The following is a 21,075-nucleotide window of genomic DNA, read 5'->3' on the forward strand; positions in this document are numbered from 1 at the left end:
TTTGGGCTTTTTGTTATTTTTCAGTCTGCTGGTAAATCATACTGGCGAGGATAACAAAAACAACGGTCAAAATCGGCAGCATCATCTGTATCATGCCGTGTTCTGCCATGAAAAATGACAGCTTGCTGTCTCCGGCAATCATTTCACCGCCGGTAAATGCGAGAAGACCGCTCCCGGCATACATCAATAAAGGCATTTTTTCCATGGCGGCATGAACGAGCTTGCTGCCCCAAATAATAATCGGCACCGAGATGAAGAGACCGATCACTACTAGTGTCAGCTCACCGTGAGAAGCGCCGGCTACTGCGATGACATTGTCAAGCGACATAAAGATATCAGCCAGAACGATTGTGCGGATGGCTTTCCAAAGAGAAGAACTGCTTTTCACATGCTGCGCATCTTTCTTCTCAATCAGAAGCTGATAGCCGAGATACAATAAAAATACCCCGCCTGCGCATTGTAAAAAAGGAACATTCAATAAATAGACCGCAGCGCTCGTCAGAACGATTCTCAAGACGACTGCGATAAATGTTCCGAAGATGATCGCTTGCTGTCTTTGTTTATGGGCCAGATTCCGGCTGGCCATCGCGATGACGACGGCATTGTCACCGCCGAGAATAAGGTCAATCCCGATAATAAGCAGAAGGGACAGCAGGTAATCGTGCGGCATGGTAACACCTCGCTTATAGATCGATTGCTTGTACAGCTAATATATGAAGCAGTGCGCTATTTATGATGGGAACCGGGAGAAAGCCTGTTTTTCGGTGTGAAAATGCTTTTTTATTTCTTTTATAACTGTTTTATCATAAAATAGAAATATAAAGAATTTGCGCTGTCTTCTATAAGGTTAAGATGTGGACGGAATGGGTAAAGTGTAGTAAAGTACTATTCATCGGGAGCTTAGATGTCCCTTCAACATCTTATAAAGAAGGGAAGGTTGGCAAAATGGAAATAGAAAGAATTAATGAGCATACTGTAAAATTTTATATGTCTTATGGTGATATTGAAGATCGCGGTTTTGACAGAGAAGAAATCTGGTACAATCGCGAGCGCAGTGAAGAACTGTTCTGGGAAGTCATGGATGAAGTGCATGATGAAGAGGAATTCGCTGTCGAGGGTCCTCTTTGGATTCAGGTTCAGGCATTGGACAAAGGACTGGAAATAATCGTAACAAAAGCCCAGCTTTCCAAGGACGGACAAAAACTCGAACTGCCGATCCCGGAAGATAAAAAACAAGAGCCGGCAGATGAAAATCTCGATGCTTTACTTGATGATTTCCAGAAAGAAGAGCAGGCCGAGAGCCGGGAAGATAAGGAGCAAAAGCTTCAGTTCACTTTGCGGTTCGATGATTTTGAGGATCTCATCTCGCTATCAAAATTGAATCTTAACGGAATCAAAACGACCCTGTATTCGTTTGAAGACCGATATTATTTATATGCAGATTTTTATGAGCAAACTGATGAAGAGGTTGAAAATCAGCTAAGCATCCTGTTGGAGTACGCGCACGAATCATCAGTCAGCATTCACCGTCTTGAAGAATACGGCAAATTAGTGATCGCTGATCATGCGTTATATACAATAAAAAAGCACTTTGCATCATAACAAACCGATTTCTCTCAGCAGAAATCGGTTTTTTTTGTTCTGAATGACAGTATGAACGGCTGAAAACCGTATAACGGCTCTCATCCGCAAACAGGATTATGCCTTCTTCCTGCTGAATACAACAAGATTCAGGAAAGGAGAAGATGCAACATGTTCAGTGCAGTGACTGCCGGCGGACGGCTCATTCAGCTGGCCGGAAGCTATTCAAAGGAAAAAGCGGCGGAGCTGAGAAAGAAACGCTGGTTCTGCCCCGTTTGCAAAAGTGAGCTTGATATCAAACTGGGACGCGAAAAACTGCCGCACTTCGCTCATAAAAAAAGCAGGCTGTGTCCCGGGGAATCCGAACCTGAAAGCGAATACCATCTGGAAGGAAAAAGACAGCTTTTTCTCTGGCTGAAGACACAAGGGTGCAGTGTCAGCCTGGAACCGTATCTGACTTCCGCTGGACAGCGGCCTGACTTGACGGCAGAAAGCGGAGAAGAAAGGCTGGCTTTTGAATTTCAATGTGCGAACCTTTCGGCGGACTCTTTAAAGAGCCGGACGGCAGGCCTGAAAAACGCCGGGTACCGGCCGGTCTGGATCATTGGGGCAAAACGGTTAAAACGGATGGCCGCGCAATTTTTCCGGCTTTCTGCTTTTCACTGGCAGTTCTTTGAAGTCAATTCATTTTCCTCCTTAATGTTTTACTGCCCCGACGTCCGCTCCTTTTACAGGCTGCATTCCATCACTCCGTTTTACACCGGCTATTCTTATGCCGGCTTAACCGCAATTCCTCTTCACAAAGCAAACCTGAAAGACATTTGTCATCCGGAAGGGCGGCACAGCGTCAGACTTTCCTCGTGGGGGCGTGCCGTTGCCGGCTTCCGCAACAAAGGCGGGCGGTTTTTATCTGAAGATGCCGGTCTTATCCGGCGTCTTTTTTACGAAAGACATCAGGTTGCATTTCCATTTCTCCCCTCTGAAGTGTTTATTCCCGTTTCAGCAGGCTTTGTGTTTGCAAGTCCCGTTTTTGTGTGGCAGGGCCATTTATACTTGCGGCTTGCGGAACTTTCTAAAAAAGGCGCGCCGATCCGATTATCCGGCATGGTTCATGATTTACGGCAAAAAATCAGGCATAAGGAGATCCGGATGCGGTATGGTTCACAAGACAGCCTTATCGGAATGGCGGTAAAACAATATGCTGATTTCTTATGCTTGCAGGATTTTTTAAGGGAAATTGAGAATGAAGTATATATGCCCTCATCTCAACAGAAGCGCCCTCAAACGGCAGAAGAGCTGCGCCGGCGGGACCTGCTCTTTTTTGGGGAATGAGAATGCTTCATTTCGTTCACCCTAACGTCAAGGTGGTGGCGAATGTGAGGGGCGTACAAGCATTTTGTTTTCGTTTTTTCACTGTATTATTGGTATGCTCGGTCTTATATGCCGCATATGATTTGACAAAAGGCAGTGAAAAGCCGGAAGATAATCACAACACAAGTTTTTGGAGAAACAATCGTTTTTTCAATTGGCTTGAAGTAAAGAAAACGAGGGGGATCACCATGACTGAGGAAAATAAAGCAGCACAGCTGCCTGACAGAAGTGAAGTAAAGGCAGAGCATACATGGAGACTAGAGGATATTTTTCCTAGTGATGAGGCCTGGAATAAAGAATTTCAAGCAGTTAAAGAATTAATTCCGAATTTATCTTCATTTAAAGGCACGCTTGCTCATTCGGCTGATAATTTATACGCGGCGCTTACGGCACAGGATGAAGTGACGAACCGCCTTGGGAAACTTTATGCATACGCACATATGCGCTCAGACCAGGATACGGGAAATTCTTTCTACCAAGGGCTGAACGACAAAGCCGCAAGCCTGTATTCTCAGGCTGCCAGCGCGACTGCTTACATTGAACCGGAAATTCTGGCGATTCAGGAGGACAAGCTGCACCAGTTTATTCTGGAAAAAGAGGAGCTTAAGCTTTACTCCCATGCAATTGAAGAAATTACAAAACAGCGTCCGCACGTGCTGAGCGAACAAGAAGAGGCCCTGCTTGCGGAAGCCTCTGAAGCGCTGTCGTCACCTTCCAATACATTCAGTGTTTTAAATAACGCCGATATTACGTTTCCGTCGATTAAGGATGAAAACGGCAAGGAAACTCAAATCACACACGGCAACTTTATTAATTTCCTGGAAAGCAGCAATCGTGAAGTCCGCAAAAACGCATTTGAAGCCGTATATAAAACATACGGACAGTATAAAAACACGATGGCGACTACACTCAGCGGCACTGTAAAAAAAGATAATTTTTACGCCCGTGTGAAAAACTATAAATCAGCACGGGAAGCGGCTTTATCCAATAACAGCATTCCTGAAGAAGTTTACGATAACCTTATCAAAACGATCAATAAACATCTTCCGTTATTACACCGTTACATTGACCTGCGGAAAAAGGTGCTCGGCCTTGATGAAGTCCATATTTATGACCTGTACACACCGCTTGTAAAAGATTCGGGAATGAAGGTCACATATGAGGAAGCGAAAGATTATATGCTCAAAGGACTTGCTCCGCTGGGCGAGGAATACGCGTCTATTTTAAAAGAAGGACTTGAAAACCGCTGGGTCGATGTATACGAAAACAAAGGAAAACGCAGCGGTGCTTATTCGTCCGGTACATACGGCACGAATCCGTACATCTTAATGAACTGGCATGATAATGTCAATAATCTGTTTACGCTCGTTCACGAGTTCGGCCATTCCGTGCACAGCTACTATACGAGAAAATATCAGCCGTATCCGTACGGTAACTACAGCATTTTTGTCGCTGAAGTCGCTTCAACGACTAATGAAGCGCTGCTCGGTGAATATATGCTGAACAGCTTAAAGGATGAAAAACAGCGTCTGTACCTGCTCAACCACATGCTTGAAGGATTCAGAGGCACAGTGTTCAGACAGACGATGTTCGCTGAATTTGAGCATCTGATTCATACGAAAGCGCAGGAAGGCGAGCCGCTAACGCCTGAACTGCTGAACGAACTTTATTATGATCTGAATAAAAAGTATTTCGGTGACAACATGGTGATTGATAAAGAAATCAGTCTGGAATGGTCAAGAATTCCGCATTTCTATTACAATTATTATGTGTATCAATATGCGACGGGCTACAGTGCGGCCCAAGCGCTGAGCAGCCAGATCTTAAAAGAAGGCAAGCCTGCGGTGGAGCGCTATACCGAATTCTTAAAAGCGGGAAGCTCGGAATATCCGATCGACATACTGAAAAAAGCGGGGGTCGATATGACATCGCCTGAACCGATCGAGGCGGCCTGCAAAATGTTTGAAGAGAAACTGAATGAAATGGAAGAGCTTCTTTCGAAAGTGAACCCTTCGTAATTCAAAAAAGCCTGTGCATTAAATGCGCAGGCTTTTTCTAAAACCCCTTAAACGTTTTTCGGTGATTCAGCCGGTACAGGGCAAACAATATGGACAGAAACAGCAGTGGAGATGTAATGTAAATCGGCAGCATGTGCATCATGGCCAGCAGGTTTAAAAAGAAGAAAAACACAATCATTCCGATGATCAATACGGTGCGGAGCATTGATTTCCCTCCTTGTTTATGATTGATATATTCTATGAAAACAAGCAGTCAGTTATGCTTTGTGACAAAAATATGAACATTAATCTTATGGCTTGTCAAAACTCGACAAGATTTGATATGATAAGGATGTGAAATTGATCACAAACAAACATTACCCCTTTGTTTGACCGTGAAAAATTTCTCCCATCCCCTTTGTTGTCGTTAAGACATATGAAACCGCGCTTATCCCGGCGCGGTTTCTTTATTTGCACAAAAAAAGCCGGCTCCGTAAGGAATCAGCTTTTTTTAATGGTCACAACAGGTGACATCCTCCTGGGTGCCGGCCAGAGATTTCCAAAACAGACCGTGCTTTGCTTCCACTCTGGCGACCTTTTTGGCGAATGCCAGTTTTTTCATTTCTTTTTCAACTTCTTCTAGACTCAAATCATAAACGAGTGCGATTTCTTTCGATGCGACAAACCGGAAATATTCAATGAAACATTCCAAAGGCGGCGTTTCAGAAGGCTTCGGTTCATCCCCGAGCATTTCGAATAAGATCTCTTCGTATACGTCATAAGAATAGTTGCCGGGAACCTTCAGCCCTTCATCATCATGCAGGCTGTTAAAGAACGTCAATGTCGGATTGACGGTGACGTCCATTTCCGCCGCGATTTTCATATCGCACTGAAGCGCTTTTACCGCGCTTTGCGAATGGAGGTCGCGCTTGAATTCTTCAACATCCAATTTCGTCTTTTCAGCAATTTCTAAAAGAACGTCTTCATCCGTAATATTCTGCTTGGAGACAAACAGGCTTTCCTGCATGCTGCGGAGAAACAGAATGCCCGCTTTTCTTCCCTGCAGTTCGGCCGCTTTTAAAGCGAGTGCGGCAAGGTAGGGCGATGCAAGAGGCTGATCCTGCTCAAGCCAAAGGCTTCCGTCACAGGGCATCCCGGAACGGTTCGCAATTTTTTCCCAAGCTTCGGCAAGAAGGTGTTTTTTCCGCTTTTGCTTATTCAGCGATGTAATGCTCGCGGAAACAATGATCCGCAGGGTGAAAAAACGTCCGTATTTGATTTTTAATTTTTTTATGGCGGGCTCCAGCGACCAGCATTCAGGACATAAAGGGTCGACAAACATGTAAATTTCGAGCGGTTTTTTTGGATGTCCGTGGCAATGGGCGAAGTATTGCTCATGCTGATAATTCGTCAATATGATCGATCCTCCGCTTCTGACTGGTTTACCATATGCCTGGCCGTCAGTTCCAGACGCCCGTACAGAAATTCACGAATATCGCCCTCCAGCCCGACCTGATCCATCGCTTTGCTCATACAGCTTAGCCACGCATCAGCCCTCTCATCCGTAATCGGAAAGGGGAGATGCCTTGCCCTGAGCATGGGATGTCCGTGCTCTTCAGTATAAAGAGGAGGTCCGCCCAAATACTGGGTTAAAAATTGCTTTTGTTTTCTGGCCGTTTCAGTCAAATCACTTGGAAATATCGGCTTCAGCAAGGGATGAGACGAGACACGCTCATAAAAAGTATCAACAAGTTGCGATAGAAGTTCCTCTCCAATCGCTTCATATGGTGCGTTAAACGATTGTCCCATGTTGACTACTCCTTTATATGGCTAATAGGAATCATAATTCCCATTGCGAATTTATCTTTCAGTTTTACTATCTTCAGTTACTGTATATTTTAGCAATAACATTTTATTTCTACAAACAAAGTGCCTTTCTGTCAGGCGCTTGTATTTCATATCATATCACATCGCCTTCATTCATGTGTAAGATTTCACTCCGCAAAAAAACCAGAGGGCGAAGGAAGCCTCTCTGGTTTACGCGTAATACTGCCGGGTTATGTTTTTGACATATTGCTGTGTTTCCTTAAACGGCGGAATGCCTCCGTACCGATCTACGTTGCCGGGGCCTGCGTTGTAGGCGGCTAACGCGAGAGATACATTTCCGTCGTATTTCGTGAGCATCTGCTTTAAGTACTTTGTGCCGCCCTCAGCGTTCTGGACGGGATCAAGCGGGTTTGACACCCCGAGTGATTCTGCCGTGGAAGGCATGAGCTGCATCAGCCCCATTGCCCCCGCACCGCTGACCGCTTTCGGATTAAAGCCTGATTCCTGTTTAATAACCGCGCGGATCAGTTTTTCGTCCACTCCGTATTTTTCGGCTGCTTTCTGAATGGCGCTGTCTATTGAAAAGTTTCCGGTGCTGATGTCAGAAGCCGCATTCGGAGACTTTATGCTCGGGGAAACGGTCTGTGAAGCTGCCGTGGAACCGGATGAAACCGGAATTCTCGGTGAATATGAAGCGTGAGCGGTCCGCACACCGTTTAAAATCCCTGATTCTGGCTGCTGCCGGATGGCTGTGTCCGTATACTGGCTGAGCAGCGCGCTGAAATTGGCAAGCGGGCTTTCTGAAGATTGTCCGCCTGAATCCGTGCTTGTATGAGAGATTGATTGCAGCGCCATTGACTGCAGCTGGAGAAGGGCCGCCCAATTCGTTATATTCACTGTGTCATTCCACCTTTTTTTGTTTCTGTTCATAAAAACGCTGGATTTTATTTTTCGTGATCCGCTCTGGGATGCCGAATTGCTTGAGCAATTGTTCAAACGCCCGTTTTCCTTCATCCCAGTCAGCAGCCTCGAATTCCAATTCAAAGTCTTCTTTCTCTAAATATCGGCTGTGATCTAAAATGATTAAGCCTTTTTCTGATTCTTTTTCCGCGCGTGCGGTCGACAGTGTTCCGAAGCAGCAAATGTGTTCTGAACGGATACCTAGACCGTCCAGCTGCCGTTTGACGGGGCCATCCGGAATCTTGAAGACGTCAAGATCCGGTGCCGCCGCAAGCTGTTGGTGCGTTTCCAGCAGACCGACCGCGGCAGGTTCTTTTAAAGTCAGAACGAACGAGCCGTCTTTTTCTCGGATGCGAAGTGCTGATTTTTTTTGTTTCAGGGAAAAATCTTTCGTGTCGAAATAATGATTGACCTGCTGTTTAAAATCATATTCTTTCATGCAGAGTGCTTCACTCAGCTTCAGAAATTCTGATTTTGTCAGCAGGTTTTTGAATTCAATTTCTATTTCTTGGGTCATGACAGTCTTCCTTTCAGGACGAAAAATTGTATAATTCCCATTATCTCTTTAGAGGTTACGTTTATCAATATCGACCTTGATATGATAAAATAAATGCTGTACTTTGTTAAAAAAGGAGAACATTATGCAAAAGAGAATTGAAATCCAGAATGCATCATTAACAGAAGACGCGCTCCGCTTGAAGTGCGGAGAAGACTTAAGCGGAGCGGAACGCAAAGCCTCAGGTCAAATGCTTGTTGATTCCGATCACTTTGCTTTTGTATACATACTTGAATCAGCTGACTCTTTTGAATATGTCATTATAAAAGAACATATCTGGCCGGATCTGAAAGAAGCCTTAGACCAAAGAAAACCGGCGGTCCTTGAGGCCGGCGGAAAAACGGTTGAACTTTCAGGGCTGCATGAAGAACTCGATTATCTTCTTGAAAATATTAAAGATAATGCAAACTACGGAGATATGGAAGAAAAAGTGAAAAGCGTATTTCTTTAGAACAGGTTCGGAATTGGGGGATGTACGATGGATGACAAACAATGGGAGCAATTTCTAGCGCCATACCGCCAGGCTGTTGAAGAATTAAAGGTGAAGCTGAAAGGCGTCAGAACCCTTTATGAGTATGAAGATGACCACTCACCGATTGAGTTTGTGACAGGCCGCGTGAAGCCGGTGGCGAGCATACTTGAAAAAGCGAGACGAAAAAGCATACCGCTTCATCAGATTGAAACGATGCAGGATATCGCGGGGCTGCGTATTATGTGCCAATTTGTCGATGATATCCAGATCGTCAAAAATATGCTGTTTGCCAGAAAAGATTTTACCGTTGTCGATAAGCGGGATTACATAGCAGAGCATAAGGAAAGCGGATATCGGTCTTACCACCTTGTCGTTTTATATCCTTTACAAACAACGTCCGGTGAAAAGCACGTTCTTGTGGAGATACAGATTCGGACGCTTGCCATGAACTTTTGGGCAACCATTGAGCATTCACTGAATTACAAATACAGCGGGAACATTCCCGAAAAAGTAAAGCTGAGGCTGCAGCGGGCCTCAGAAGCCGCATCCCGGCTCGATGAAGAAATGTCAGAAATCCGCGGAGAAATCCAGGAAGCCCAAGCCGCGTTCTCGCGAAAGAAAAAAGCGGGAGACCGCCAGTAGGAAGGAAAGGAGGGGAATGGCATGAAATTTGCCGTTTCTTCAAAAGGAGACGAGGTTTCAGATACACTGAAAAGCAAAATACAGGCGTATTTACTCGATTTTGATATGACCTTGGATGAAAAAGAGCCGGAAATCGTTATTTCCGTCGGCGGTGACGGAACGCTTCTTTACGCATTTCACAGGTACAGCGACCGTCTTGATAAAACGGCTTTTGTCGGAGTTCACACGGGGCATTTGGGTTTTTATGCCGATTGGGTTCCGCAGGAGATAGAAAAGCTCGTTCTGGCCATTGCCAAAACGCCGTATCATACCGTGGAGTATCCCCTTCTTGAGGTGATTGTCACATATCATGATGAAGAGCGTGAGGAGCGGTATCTGGCTTTGAACGAATGTACGATCAAAAGCATAGAAGGCAGTCTCGTCGCTGACGTGGAAATTAAAGGCCAGCTGTTTGAAACGTTCAGGGGAGACGGTTTATGTCTGTCCACGCCTTCCGGAAGCACGGCTTATAATAAGGCGTTAGGCGGCGCAATCATCCATCCTTCCATCAGGGCGATTCAGCTTGCCGAAATGGCATCTATCAACAACAGAGTGTTCAGGACTGTCGGTTCGCCGCTTTTGCTTCCCGATCATCATAACTGTGTCATCAAACCGAGGAACGACGTCGACTTTCAAGTCACAATTGATCATTTAACCTTGCTGCATAAGGATGTCAAGTCCATTCTATGCCGTGTGGCAAATGAAAAAGTCAGATTTGCAAGATTCCGCCCTTTTCCGTTTTGGAAAAGGGTGCAGGATTCCTTTATCGGAAAAGGCGAATAGAAAGAGGAAACGGATTGGACAACTTTTTTATCCAAAAGAACATGACTGCCCGGGAAGCCGGCATGACGGTAAAAGAATATACGGCGCAGCTCGGCATTTCAAAACGGCTTCTCGCTGACATTAAATTCGGCGGGGGAGACCTGCTTGTGAACGGAGAGCATGTAACCGTCCGCACCGTGTTAGCGGAGGGAGACGTGCTTAAGATTGAATTTCCGAAGGAGCATGTGAGTGAAACGCTTTTGCCTGAGCCGGTTCCGCTTGATATTCTTTATGAAGATGACCATGTGCTTGTGGTCAATAAACAGCCGTATGTCTCCTCAATTCCATCAAGAGAACACCCGTCGGAAAGCATCGCTAACGGAGTGATCAGCCACTACCGAAAAAGCGGCGTGCAATCAACGGTTCATCTTGTCACCCGCCTTGACAGGGACACATCGGGGGCGATGCTCATCGCCAAACATCGGCTTTCCCATTCTCTTTTGTCGGCAGCACAGAAAAAGGGGCTTGTCAGCAGGCGATATCTCGCTGTCGTACACGGGATCATGCTGCAGAAGGAAGGAACGGTGGACGCGCCCATCGGAAGAAAACACGACAGTATTATTGAGCGGATGGTAACGCCGGAGGGACAACGAGCGGTGACGCATTTTCAAACGGAAAAAGCGGGACATGCGTTTACGCTTGCAGCCCTGCGGCTGGAAACGGGGCGGACGCATCAAATCCGGGTGCACATGAGCTACCTCGGCCATCCGTTAGTCGGTGATACATTGTACGGCGGAAAAAATGAGGGAATTGCCCGGCAGGCTCTTCACAGTGAGCGGCTTTCATTCGTACACCCCATGACCGGAGAAACGCTCGTTTTTCACGCTCCGGTGCCTGACGATATGAAAACATTAATTGAACACATGTAAAGCCCGAACCGTTTGCCGGTTTCGGGCTTTATTTCATGCCTGCCTGCCGTGATCCTCGCGAAATCGTGAAGCATCATACGGCATAGAGCTTTCCACAGAGACGGTTTCATGCTCGGGAAAACGAAAGCCTGTCAGCTGATTGCCGAAGACACAGCCTGTATCAATGTTGACCGTACGGTTGACGATCCGGGGGCGTTTTACCGGGGTATGGCCGTACACAACCCACGCCTTGCCTTCATAGTCGGCAGCCCAGTCTCTTCTGACGGGTCTGCCGTCGGGATGCGTTTCACCCGTAATATCGCCGTACAGAACAAATTCTTTTACCTTACGCGAGTATTTACCGATATCGTCAGCTTTTATGCCGGCGTGGGCGACAACGAGATCGCCATTATGTAAAATGTCATAAAGCGGCGCTGACTCATATAATCGGATAAATTGTCCGGAGACTTCCGTTCTGTCGGCAGGAGACAGCTCTTTCAGTTCGGCTGCCGTCGTTTCCAGTCCGTGCATCACTTTTACGGGGTTTCCTTTTAAGTAACGATACAGTTTGTTGCAATGATTTCCCGGGACATAACGGACGGTTCCTTTTTCATATGCTTTTGCCACAAAACGCATCACTTCTACGGATTTTGGGCCTCTGTCCGTTAAATCCCCCGCAAAGACAAGCGTTCTGCCTTCAGAATGGACGGGCGTTCCGTCTTTCACTTCATATCCGAGCTTTTGCATTAAGGCGATCATTTCGTCATAACATCCGTGTATATCGCTGATGATGTCATAAGCCATTCGTTTCAGCCTCCTTATTAACGGTTTTTTATTTATTATGGGGCTAATTCCTATACCTAATTACGCTGTTTTGGTACAAATTAAAAAAAGAATTGAAGAAATAAAGCCTTATCACTTTTTTTTCGCGTTCAGCCTTGTTAGAATATGCGTTATGTTTTTAAAAAAAGTAAGGTTTCGTCCGCTTAAAGCGGGCTTTTATAACCCTTGTTTTAAGGAGGTATTTACAAATGGAACACACATCAGTCGCATCTTTAGTCGTCGTTCTGATCGTCGCTTTTTTGACGCCGCTCCTTTTACATCGGTTTAAGCTCAGCATCCCCGTCGTCGTCGCGGAGATCATCATGGGGCTTATTATCGGAAAAAGCGGCCTGAATCTTGTCGTTCAGGGAGACACGTGGCTGGAGACGCTGTCTGTTCTCGGCTTTATCTTTTTAATGTTTTTAAGCGGCTTGGAAATTGATTTTTCTTCATTTGAGAAAGGGAAGAAAAAACAATTCCTTCCGAACGGCAAGGAAGCGCCCAACACGTTTTCTGCCGCGCTGATTATCTTTTTCGGCATCTTTATTTTATCATTGCTGCTGTCCTATGCCTTTGTATTAGCCGGTTTTATTCAAAACGCATTTTTAATGACGCTTATTATTTCAACAATATCACTCGGTGTGGTGGTCCCGACTTTAAAGGAAGAACGGATCATGAACTCCAATATCGGCCAGATCATCCTGCTTGTCGCCGTTATCGCAGACTTGGCTACAATGATTCTGCTCGCTTTCTTCTCTTCTCTTTACGGAGAAGACAGCGGAAATATGTGGCTTCTGTTGATTCTCTTTGCCGCGGGGGTCGTGCTGTATTTCTTCGGCAGGATCTTTAAACACCGTTCATTTGTGCAGTCGATGTCTAAAGGCACTGTGCAGATCGGCACGAGAGCCATTTTCACACTGATTATCGTGCTTGTCGCTTTATCGGAATCTCTCGGGGCGGAAAATATTCTCGGCGCGTTTTTGGCAGGCGTTCTGGTATCGCTTCTGTCTCCGAATAAAGAAATGGTGGAACAGCTGGATTCCTTCGGCTACGGGTTTTTAATTCCGATCTTTTTCGTCATGGTCGGGGTGAAATTGGATATTTGGACGCTTTTCCAAGATCCGAAAACATTAACGATGATTCCGCTGCTTCTGCTTGCGCTGTTTATCAGCAAAATGTTCCCGGTGTTTTATTTAAAGAAATGGTACGACAAAAGAACCGTGTTTGCTTCGGGCTTTTTGCTGACGTCCACGCTGTCGCTTGTTATCGCGGCGGCTACCATCGGAGAAAGGCTCCACATTATCAGCGCCAATATGTCCGGCGCGCTGACTTTAGTTGCGGTTATTGCCAGCATCATCACGCCGATCGGCTTTAAGAAATTATTCAAACGGCAAAGCGCGCCGCAGGAAAAAAAGCGCATTACATTTATCGGCGCCAACCAAATGACGCTCCCGGTTACGCTGGAATTGCCTGAGGAGGAATATGAAGTACGGGTCGTCCATGTGTATCAGGAAAATGCCGGGGAAACGCTTGCGGAATCCGTTTTTTCGGTTGACACGATTTCTGATTACGAGCCCGGCACGCTTGAGTCGCACGGTATTTTCAAAACGGATATTCTTGTCGTGGCGACGGGAAATGAAGATGTGAACGCTGAAATCGCCTTACTGGCGAAAGAGAAAGGGACTGAGCGTATCATCGCAAGCGTCGGCTCGGTTGAGCATGAAACAAAACTGAAAGAAGAGGGCATCAGTATTTTTTCTATCCTTCTGTCTACAAAAACGCTGCTGCGCGCGTTAATTGAGGCGCCGGGCGTGATGAGCCTCCTGACGAATGAGGAGTCTTCGTTATATCAGATCAATCTGGAAAACCCGGCGTATAACGGCATCATTCTGCGGGAATTTCCGCTGATGGGCGATGTGATTTTCGTCCGGATTTTCAGAGGTGTGGACAGCATCGTTCCGCACGGAGACACACGGCTGAAAACAGGAGACCGTCTCATCGTCACAGGCTCGCGCAACTACGTGTCGGAACTGAGAAAAATCCTTGAAGCTTGACCAAATTGCAATTCGTGATAATATAGAAGGCATAACAAATAAATCATTAATCGTATGACCACTAGGGGTGTCCTTCATAAGGGCTGAGATAAAAGTGAGACTTTTAGACCCTCATAACTTGAACAGGTTCAGACCTGCGTAGGGAAGTGGAGCGGTATTTTTTTGGGGTTCCTTTTATCCATTTAAATTCCAAACCACTTTTCCGATGCGGGAAGGTGGTTTTTTTATTTTATCAGGGGGGAAGACATGATGACATTTTCTGAAGAATGCAGACAGGCGGCTGCCGAATGGTGGGACGGAAGTTTTGTTCATCCGTTTGTAACGGGAATCGGTGACGGAAGCCTGCCGATTGACCGTTTCAGCTATTACGTGCTGCAAGATTCCTACTATTTGACGCATTTTGCAAAAGTTCAGGCGTTCGGCGCCGCATATGCCGAAGACTTGTTTACGACGGGCAGGATGGCGGGCCACGCTCAAGGGACATATGAAGCGGAAATGGCGCTGCACCGCGAGTTTACGGAGCTTTTAGGAATTACGGAAGAAGAGCGTGCGGCATTTAAACCGGCACCGACCGCCTATTCTTATACGTCTCATATGTACAGGTCGGTGATGAGCGGCAATTTTGGAGAAATATTAGCTGCGCTTCTGCCTTGTTATTGGCTTTATTATGAAGTCGGCGAACACCTAAAAGAGTGCAAACCGGAGCATCCGATTTATGAAAAATGGATCGGTACATACGGCGGAGACTGGTTCAGACAGCAGGTCGAAGAACAGATCAGCCGTTTTGACGAGATTGCTGAAAACAGCACAGAGGAAATCCGCGCGAAAATGAAAGAGAATTTTGTGATTTCAAGCTATTATGAATATCAATTTTGGGGAATGGCTTATCAAAAAGAAGGCTGGTCCGAGAAGGACGGAAAAGAGGTGGAATCCTTTGGAGCTGCACGCGGTAACTGATAATCGCAAACCCGTTGCCGAGCTGGCCGAGGATATTCTATCGATTCAGCGCGAAGTAAGCTTTATCCATATCCGTGAGCGGGATAAAACAGCGGGAGAGATCATGCAGCTTTTGTCCATTTTGAAAAAGGGCGGTGCGGATAAGGACAAATTGATCATCAATGACAGGGCGGATATCGCGCTTTTTGCCAACATACACCGTGTTCAGCTTCCGTCCCGCAGCTTTTCCGTAAAGCAGGTGCGAAGCAGATTTCCCCATCTTCATATCGGACGTTCGGTTCATTCGCTGGAAGAAGCCATCCAAGCTGAAAAGGAAGATGCGGATTATGTGGTGTTCGGCCATATATTTGAAACCGAATGTAAACAAGGACTTGAAGCAAGAGGCATCAGCCTGCTTTCAGAGATCAAACGCACGATTTCCATCCCCGTTATCGCAATCGGCGGAATGACACTGCAGACGATCGGACACACAAAGCAGGCGAAGCCGGACGGAATTGCCGTCATGTCAGGCATTTTCTCAGCTGAAAATCCCGAGGAGGCGGCAAAACGGTATGCACGCGCGGTAAGGGAGGCCGATTATGAAGAAGCACTATGATACGGCGGTGATCGGCGGCGGAATTATCGGGTGCGCCATTTCTTATGAGCTGGCGAAGACGCAGCAGAACGTTGTCTTGTTTGAAGCTGGAGAAGTCGGCCGAAAAACGACAAGCGCTGCCGCGGGAATGCTGGGCGCTCATGCGGAATGTGAAAACCGGGATGCGTTTTTTAATTTTGCCATGCACAGTCAAAGGCTGTATGAAGCGGCGGGGCAAGAGCTTGAGGAAGCTAGCGGCATTGACATCAGGCGCCATAACGGCGGAATGCTTAAACTGGCGTATACCGAAGAAGATATGGCCCGTTTACGGAAGATGGATGATCTGCCTTCCGTCACTTGGCTTTCAGCGGAAGATGCCCTTGAAAAAGAGCCTTACGCTTCAAAAGACATTCTCGGCGCAAGTTTTATAAAAGACGATGTCCATGTCGAACCGTACTATGTTTGCAAAGCGTATGCAAAAGGAGCGCGGCGCTATGGCGCTGACATATGTGAGCATACACAAGTCACTTCCGTAAAACGGGTGAACGGAAAATATTGCATCACAACGTCCGGCGGGGATGTTTATGCTGACAAAGTCGCAGTTGCAAGCGGTGTATGGAGCGGCCGGTTTTTCAGCCGGCTCGGCTTGGGACAGCCTTTTTTTCCTGTGAAAGGAGAATGCCTTTCCGTGTGGAATGACGATACCCCGCTGACCAAAACCCTTTACCATGATCATTGTTATGTCGTCCCGAGAAAAAGCGGCCGGCTTGTCATCGGCGCCACGATGAAACAGGGCGACTGGAGCGATACGCCTGACATCGGAGGAATTGAGGCCGTCATTGCAAAAGCGAAAACCATGCTTCCCGCCATCGAACATATGAAAATAGACCGGTTTTGGGCGGGGCTCAGGCCGGGAACAAGAGACGGAAAGCCGTTTATCGGGCAACACCCTGAAGACAGCGGCATCATCTTCGCCGCCGGCCATTTTCGGAACGGCATCCTGTTGGCGCCGGCAACGGCTGAAATGGTGCGGGATATGATCATGGAAAGACAGATTAAACAGGAATGGGAAGAAGCGTTTCGAATCGATCGCAAGGAGGCTGTTCATATATGATCCTTCAGCTGAACGGAAAACAAATTGATTGGAATCGAAAAGAGGGGACGGTTCAGGATTTGCTTGAATCGTACCAGCTTGACCAAAGAATCGTAGTTGTGGAGAGAAATAAAGAAATCATTGAAAAAAAGAATTATGAAAATACAAGTTTGTGTGACCGCGATGTCATAGAAATTGTCCATTTTGTAGGAGGCGGATGAGGATGTTAACAATAGGCGGAAAACAGTTTCGGTCAAGATTGCTGTTAGGAACGGGAAAATATCCGAGTTTTGAGATTCAGAAAGAGGCGGTGGCCGTCTCGGAATCAGATATTTTAACCTTTGCGGTGCGGCGGATGAACATCTTTGAAGAGTCTCAGCCTAACTTTCTCGAACAGCTTGATTTGTCTAAATACACGCTTCTGCCGAATACGGCCGGCGCCGCAACGGCTGAAGAGGCGGTCCGAATCGCAAGGCTTGCCAAAGCTTCAGGGCTTTGTGACATGATAAAAGTAGAAGTCATCGGATGCAGCCGGTCACTTTTGCCTGATCCGGTTGAAACGCTGAAAGCATCAGAACAGCTGCTCGAAGAGGGATTTATCGTGCTTCCGTATACGTCGGACGATGTCGTGCTCGCAAGACGTCTTGAGGAGCTCGGAGTGCATGCCATTATGCCGGGCGCTTCGCCGATCGGTTCCGGTCAGGGAATTTTAAATCCGCTGAATCTTTCCTTTATCATTGAACAGGCGAAGGTGCCGGTCATTGTCGATGCCGGCGTCGGATCTTCAAAAGACGCCGCCTACGCGATGGAGCTCGGGGCTGACGGCGTGCTGTTAAATACCGCTGTGTCAGGCGCAGATGATCCGGTCAAAATGGCCAGGGCGATGAAGCTTGCCGTAGAAGCTGGCCGTCTTTCTTATGAAGCCGGGAGAATTCCGGTGAAAGATTACGGAACTGCAAGCAGTCCGCGAGACGGTCTTCCGGTATGACGGACAGATATTCCAGACAGGAGCTGTTTCAGCCGATCGGTCCCTCCGGCCAAGAGAAGCTCCGGTCATCTCATGCCGTGATTATCGGCGCAGGTGCGCTTGGGACGGCAAGTGCGGAGATGCTTGTCAGAGCAGGTGTCGGGAAGGTAACGATCGCTGACAGAGATTATGTGGAGTGGAGTAATCTCCAGCGCCAGCAGCTTTATACCGAAGACGATGTCAGACAGGAAATGCCGAAAGCCGCGGCGGCTGAAAAACGGCTTCGGTCTATAAATAGCGATGTAGAGGTCGAGGGATTTGTCATGGATGTCACTGCGGAAAACGCACCCGGATTGATTCGTGATGCCTCCCTCATCGTGGATGCCGCCGACAACTTTGAAACGAGGCTGATTGTGAATGATGCGGCTGTGCAGAAAGGGATTCCCTTTCTGTACGGCGCCTGTGTCGCCAGCTACGGGCTCTCTTTTACCGTCATTCCCGGTGTCACGCCGTGCCTTCACTGTCTGCTTGAGACATTGCCTTTAGGCGGTATGACATGCGATACGGCGGGAATCATCAGCCCGGCTGTATTGCAGACGGCCGTTTTTCAGGCAGCAGATGCGCTGAAGCTGTTAACGGGCGGATCTATCGAGCATGTTCTCCGTTCCTTTGATTTATGGAAAAATGAACGGTCAGAAATAAACGTCGCCCGTCTTAAGTCGGCTGATTGCCCAAGCTGCGGCACAAACGATTTTCCGTTTTTATCCTATGAAAATCAGACAAAAGCGGCGGTTCTGTGCGGGCGGAACACGGTGCAGATCAGAACGGGGATTTCCGAACAGTTTGATCTGCAAAATCTTGCGGGGCAGCTCAGACGGGCAGGGCTTGATGTTTCAGCCAACCCGTATTTAATTTCGTTTTGCACAGACAATTTCAAGATGGTACTGTTTCGTGACGGCAGAGCATTAATACACGGCACAAGTGATATCAGCAGAGCGAAATCTTTTTATCATAAATGGATCGGATAATGTGAAAGGAGCGAAAAACATCATGAGCATATGCAAAGCATTGACGATTGCCGGATCAGACTCAGGAGGCGGCGCCGGTATACAGGCGGATCTCAAAACCTTTCAGGAGCTCGGCGTTTTCGGGATGTCAGCCCTGACAGCGGTAACCGCCCAGAACACGTTGGGCGTTCACGGCATTTATCCGCTCACCCGGGAGGCGCTGGGCAGCCAGATTGACGCGGTGGCGGAAGATTTGCGGCCTGATGCTGTAAAAACAGGAATGCTGTGGAGCGCGGAAATGATTGCGGAAATTGCGGAAAAAACGGATCAGTACGGGCTTGATCATCTCATCACCGATCCCGTCATGATTGCCAAAGGAGGCGCTTCCCTGCTGCGTGAGGAATCTCAGGCCGCGTTAAAAGAGCTGTTAATTCCGCGCAGCTATGCGGTGACGCCGAATGTTCCGGAAGCTGAGGTATTGACGGGGATGGAAATCCGCACGTTTGAGGACCGGAAAAAAGCGGCCGAACGCCTTTGCAAGCTTGGGGCAAAGCATGTCATCATAAAAGGCGGACATCAGCCTGAACAGGGGAGAATCGTTGATTTATTATTTGACGGTTCGTCTTTTACCCAAATCAGCCACGCTTATATTGACACGAAACACACCCACGGAACAGGCTGCACGTTCGCAGCCGCGCTGACGGCAGAAACGGCAAAGGGGAAAAACATTCAGACCGCGTTTGAGACAGCTGTCAATTTTGTGCGGGAAGCCGTGGAACATACACTCGGCATCGGAGCGGGACACGGCCCGACCAATCATTTTGCCTTTAAAAGGAACAGTCTGCAGACGAGATAAAAAAGAGACCGCTTCAACATCCGCGGTCTTTTTCCCATGCTTTCAATCTGGACAAGGTTATGATATGATAAAAATTAAGATCAGGTACTAAAACTATGTCTTTAAGACGATTACAGGAGGCTTTATACATATGAATTTCTCACTTGAAGGCCGCAACATCGTTGTGATGGGCGTTGCCAATAAACGCAGTATCGCATGGGGAATCGCCCGTTCGCTGCATGAAGCCGGAGCGCGCCTCATTTTCACTTACGCGGGAGAGCGCTTGGAAAAATCAGTTCATGACCTTGCGGCTACATTAGAAAGAAATGATTCCATCATCCTTCCGTGTGATGTGACAAATGACGCTGAGATCGAAACTTGCTTTGCAAGCATTAAAGAGCAGGTCGGCGTGATTCACGGCATCGCGCACTGCATCGCGTTCGCAAACAAAGAAGAGCTTGTCGGCGAATATTTAAATACGAACCGCGAAGGATTCCTGCTTGCGCATAACATCAGTTCTTACTCTCTGACAGCGGTCGCAAAAGCGGCGCGCCCGATTATGACTGAAGGCGGAAGCATCGTTACACTCACTTACCTCGGCGGAGAGCGCGTCGTTTCAAACTATAACGTAATGGGTGTGGCAAAAGCGTCTCTTGATGCGAGCGTGAGATATTTAGCCGCTGACTTAGGAAAAGAAAACATCCGCGTCAACAGCATTTCAGCAGGGCCGATCCGTACGCTGTCTGCAAAAGGAATCAGTGATTTCAACTCTATCCTGAAAGAAATTGAAGAGCGCGCGCCGCTGCGCCGCACGACAACACCTGAAGAAGTGGGCGACACGGCTGCATTCTTGTTCAGTGACCTGTCAAGAGGCATCACGGGCGAAAATCTTCACGTGGATTCAGGATTCCATATTACCGCACGTTAAATAACAAGCAGTCCCTTTCAGGGATTGCTTTTTTCTTTCTTCTGATTTTAATCATTCCGTCATATAAATAAAACATGACAGAATCGGAGGGATGAAGATGTCAAAACAAAACAGAAACGCGGAAAAAAAACCGCTCATGTATATTGTTCAGGCGGATTATTCAGACACGCAATCATCAATGCAGGACATATTAATCAAAAAAAGGAAAGCGCCGCAGCCGCCGGAAGAAGAGCCGATGCATGGAAAGCGGGAGGAAGAATGTAAAACTCAGCCTGAAGGAGCAGTGGCTGTCGAACCAGAAAAGCAAGTACCTGAACAGCACAGCCGCTCAGAAGAAGCCGTTCAAGAAGTTCCGGCGCAAGCGGAGCAGGACACTGCCAAGCCTGAAGCCGCTAAAAAAGAGCCTGAAGCCGCTGAAAAAGAGCCTGAAGCGGTTCACAATGCCGCCCCAGAGGAAAAGGTCCCGCCAAAGCGCGTGAAAAAGCCGATGAGCAGAATGTCCATTCTTGAAAAAATTGATTTCTTAACGAAGCTGCCGCATAATATGCCGCGGACCCTTTGTCTGATAGAAGCCAACGGGAAAACCTACAGAGGCGTAATCGTCGGAAGAAAAAATAATGCGATCTTCCTGCGGACGACAAGCAACGGAGCGCCGGCAGAACTCGCAATAGACGATATTACCTCGCTGCATCCGCTTGGATTTTAACCATACAAAAAGCTGCC

Annotated in this window: 24 protein-coding genes and 1 riboswitch; of the genes, 17 read left to right on the forward strand and 7 right to left on the reverse strand. The window is 47.3% G+C overall.

Annotation, left to right across the window (positions count from 1 at the left end):
• Positions 1 to 13: 13 nt before the first annotated feature.
• A complete protein-coding gene (locus tag HAP68_RS05335; RefSeq protein ID WP_003155033.1) occupies positions 14 to 670 on the reverse strand; it encodes a TerC family protein in 657 nt (218 codons plus the stop codon).
• Positions 671 to 945: 275 nt separating this feature from the next.
• On the opposite strand from HAP68_RS05335, the gene mecA reads away from it, so the two are divergent.
• The 3 genes from mecA to pepF all read left to right on the forward strand — a co-directional run bounded on the left by mecA (position 946) and on the right by pepF (position 4,970).
• Positions 946 to 1,602: an adaptor protein MecA gene (gene mecA / locus HAP68_RS05345; RefSeq protein WP_003155032.1), complete on the forward strand. Its 657-nt coding sequence runs from the start codon at positions 946 to 948 to the stop codon at positions 1,600 to 1,602.
• A 150-nt stretch (positions 1,603 to 1,752) separates the two neighbouring features.
• Positions 1,753 to 2,913, forward strand: a complete 1,161-nt coding sequence (locus HAP68_RS05350; RefSeq protein WP_024085124.1) for a competence protein CoiA family protein — start codon at positions 1,753 to 1,755, stop codon at positions 2,911 to 2,913.
• 227 nt (positions 2,914 to 3,140) lie between these two features.
• The gene (gene pepF / locus HAP68_RS05355; RefSeq protein WP_024085125.1) at positions 3,141 to 4,970 is read left to right on the forward strand and encodes an oligoendopeptidase F; all 1,830 of its coding nucleotides are present in this window, start codon (positions 3,141 to 3,143) and stop codon (positions 4,968 to 4,970) included.
• 37 nt (positions 4,971 to 5,007) lie between these two features.
• On the opposite strand, the gene HAP68_RS05360 is transcribed toward pepF, so the two are convergent.
• The 5 genes from HAP68_RS05360 to HAP68_RS05380 all read right to left on the reverse strand — a co-directional run bounded on the left by HAP68_RS05360 (position 5,008) and on the right by HAP68_RS05380 (position 8,253).
• Positions 5,008 to 5,175, reverse strand: a complete 168-nt coding sequence (locus tag HAP68_RS05360) for a hypothetical protein (protein WP_003155026.1) — start codon at positions 5,173 to 5,175, stop codon at positions 5,008 to 5,010.
• A gap of 285 nt (positions 5,176 to 5,460) precedes the next feature.
• Positions 5,461 to 6,363, reverse strand: a complete 903-nt coding sequence (gene spxH, locus HAP68_RS05365; RefSeq protein ID WP_024085126.1) for a protease adaptor protein SpxH — start codon at positions 6,361 to 6,363, stop codon at positions 5,461 to 5,463.
• Positions 6,360 to 6,758: a globin domain-containing protein gene (locus tag HAP68_RS05370; protein ID WP_003155023.1), complete on the reverse strand. Its 399-nt coding sequence runs from the start codon at positions 6,756 to 6,758 to the stop codon at positions 6,360 to 6,362. The genes spxH and HAP68_RS05370 overlap by 4 nt, the downstream gene beginning before the upstream one ends.
• A 228-nt stretch (positions 6,759 to 6,986) precedes the next feature.
• Positions 6,987 to 7,673: a lytic transglycosylase domain-containing protein gene (locus tag HAP68_RS05375; protein WP_024085127.1), complete on the reverse strand. Its 687-nt coding sequence runs from the start codon at positions 7,671 to 7,673 to the stop codon at positions 6,987 to 6,989.
• 4 nt (positions 7,674 to 7,677) lie between these two features.
• Entirely contained in the window at positions 7,678 to 8,253 is a 576-nt protein-coding gene (locus HAP68_RS05380) for a CYTH domain-containing protein (protein WP_015388447.1), read from the reverse strand.
• A gap of 124 nt (positions 8,254 to 8,377) precedes the next feature.
• On the opposite strand from HAP68_RS05380, the gene HAP68_RS05385 reads away from it, so the two are divergent.
• Genes HAP68_RS05385 through HAP68_RS05400 form a run of 4 tightly spaced genes read left to right on the forward strand, consistent with a single transcriptional unit; the run spans position 8,378 to position 11,136 of the window.
• A complete protein-coding gene (locus HAP68_RS05385; protein ID WP_003155020.1) occupies positions 8,378 to 8,743 on the forward strand; it encodes a UPF0738 family protein in 366 nt (121 codons plus the stop codon).
• A 27-nt stretch (positions 8,744 to 8,770) separates the two neighbouring features.
• Positions 8,771 to 9,406: a GTP diphosphokinase gene (yjbM, locus tag HAP68_RS05390; protein ID WP_003155019.1), complete on the forward strand. Its 636-nt coding sequence runs from the start codon at positions 8,771 to 8,773 to the stop codon at positions 9,404 to 9,406.
• A gap of 21 nt (positions 9,407 to 9,427) precedes the next feature.
• Positions 9,428 to 10,228: an NAD kinase gene (locus tag HAP68_RS05395; protein WP_003155018.1), complete on the forward strand. Its 801-nt coding sequence runs from the start codon at positions 9,428 to 9,430 to the stop codon at positions 10,226 to 10,228.
• A gap of 14 nt (positions 10,229 to 10,242) precedes the next feature.
• Positions 10,243 to 11,136 carry an RluA family pseudouridine synthase gene (locus HAP68_RS05400; protein WP_024085128.1) on the forward strand — a complete coding sequence of 298 codons (894 nt, stop codon included), beginning with the start codon at positions 10,243 to 10,245 and terminating at the stop codon, positions 11,134 to 11,136.
• 33 nt (positions 11,137 to 11,169) lie between these two features.
• Here HAP68_RS05400 and prpE read toward each other — a convergent pair whose 3' ends face one another.
• Positions 11,170 to 11,919, reverse strand: coding sequence for a bis(5'-nucleosyl)-tetraphosphatase PrpE (gene prpE / locus HAP68_RS05405; protein WP_003155015.1), 750 nt, complete (start codon positions 11,917 to 11,919; stop codon positions 11,170 to 11,172).
• 227 nt (positions 11,920 to 12,146) lie between these two features.
• Here prpE and HAP68_RS05410 point away from each other — a divergent pair, with 227 nt between their 5' ends.
• The 10 genes from HAP68_RS05410 to HAP68_RS05455 all read left to right on the forward strand — a co-directional run bounded on the left by HAP68_RS05410 (position 12,147) and on the right by HAP68_RS05455 (position 21,058).
• Positions 12,147 to 13,991: a monovalent cation:proton antiporter family protein gene (locus HAP68_RS05410; RefSeq protein ID WP_003155014.1), complete on the forward strand. Its 1,845-nt coding sequence runs from the start codon at positions 12,147 to 12,149 to the stop codon at positions 13,989 to 13,991.
• 53 nt (positions 13,992 to 14,044) lie between these two features.
• Positions 14,045 to 14,153, forward strand: a riboswitch (TPP riboswitch).
• A gap of 87 nt (positions 14,154 to 14,240) precedes the next feature.
• Positions 14,241 to 14,948 carry a thiaminase II gene (gene tenA, locus HAP68_RS05415; protein WP_003155011.1) on the forward strand — a complete coding sequence of 236 codons (708 nt, stop codon included), beginning with the start codon at positions 14,241 to 14,243 and terminating at the stop codon, positions 14,946 to 14,948.
• Positions 14,926 to 15,543, forward strand: a complete 618-nt coding sequence (gene tenI / locus HAP68_RS05420; RefSeq protein ID WP_024085129.1) for a thiazole tautomerase TenI — start codon at positions 14,926 to 14,928, stop codon at positions 15,541 to 15,543. Before tenA ends, tenI begins: the two co-directional genes overlap by 23 nt.
• Positions 15,527 to 16,636, forward strand: a complete 1,110-nt coding sequence (thiO, locus tag HAP68_RS05425; protein ID WP_024085130.1) for a glycine oxidase ThiO — start codon at positions 15,527 to 15,529, stop codon at positions 16,634 to 16,636. The genes tenI and thiO overlap by 17 nt, the downstream gene beginning before the upstream one ends.
• Complete coding sequence (gene thiS / locus HAP68_RS05430) at positions 16,633 to 16,836, forward strand: sulfur carrier protein ThiS (protein ID WP_003155008.1); 204 nt, start codon at positions 16,633 to 16,635, stop codon at positions 16,834 to 16,836. The genes thiO and thiS overlap by 4 nt, the downstream gene beginning before the upstream one ends.
• The gene (gene thiG, locus HAP68_RS05435) at positions 16,833 to 17,603 is read left to right on the forward strand and encodes a thiazole synthase (protein ID WP_088005363.1); all 771 of its coding nucleotides are present in this window, start codon (positions 16,833 to 16,835) and stop codon (positions 17,601 to 17,603) included. Before thiS ends, thiG begins: the two co-directional genes overlap by 4 nt.
• Positions 17,600 to 18,610, forward strand: a complete 1,011-nt coding sequence (thiF, locus tag HAP68_RS05440) for a thiazole biosynthesis adenylyltransferase ThiF (protein ID WP_024085131.1) — start codon at positions 17,600 to 17,602, stop codon at positions 18,608 to 18,610. Before thiG ends, thiF begins: the two co-directional genes overlap by 4 nt.
• Before the next feature lie 22 nt (positions 18,611 to 18,632).
• Positions 18,633 to 19,445: a bifunctional hydroxymethylpyrimidine kinase/phosphomethylpyrimidine kinase gene (thiD, locus tag HAP68_RS05445; protein ID WP_003155003.1), complete on the forward strand. Its 813-nt coding sequence runs from the start codon at positions 18,633 to 18,635 to the stop codon at positions 19,443 to 19,445.
• 130 nt (positions 19,446 to 19,575) lie between these two features.
• Entirely contained in the window at positions 19,576 to 20,352 is a 777-nt protein-coding gene (fabI, locus tag HAP68_RS05450; protein WP_003155001.1) for an enoyl-ACP reductase FabI, read from the forward strand.
• Between the two features lie 97 nt (positions 20,353 to 20,449).
• Complete coding sequence (locus HAP68_RS05455; RefSeq protein ID WP_024085133.1) at positions 20,450 to 21,058, forward strand: CotO family spore coat protein; 609 nt, start codon at positions 20,450 to 20,452, stop codon at positions 21,056 to 21,058.
• The last annotated feature ends 17 nt before the right edge of the window (positions 21,059 to 21,075 follow it).

Origin of the sequence: Bacillus sp. Bvel1 (assembly GCF_014872755.1) — a bacterium.
GTDB classification, from domain to species: Bacteria; Bacillota; Bacilli; order Bacillales; family Bacillaceae; genus Bacillus; species Bacillus velezensis.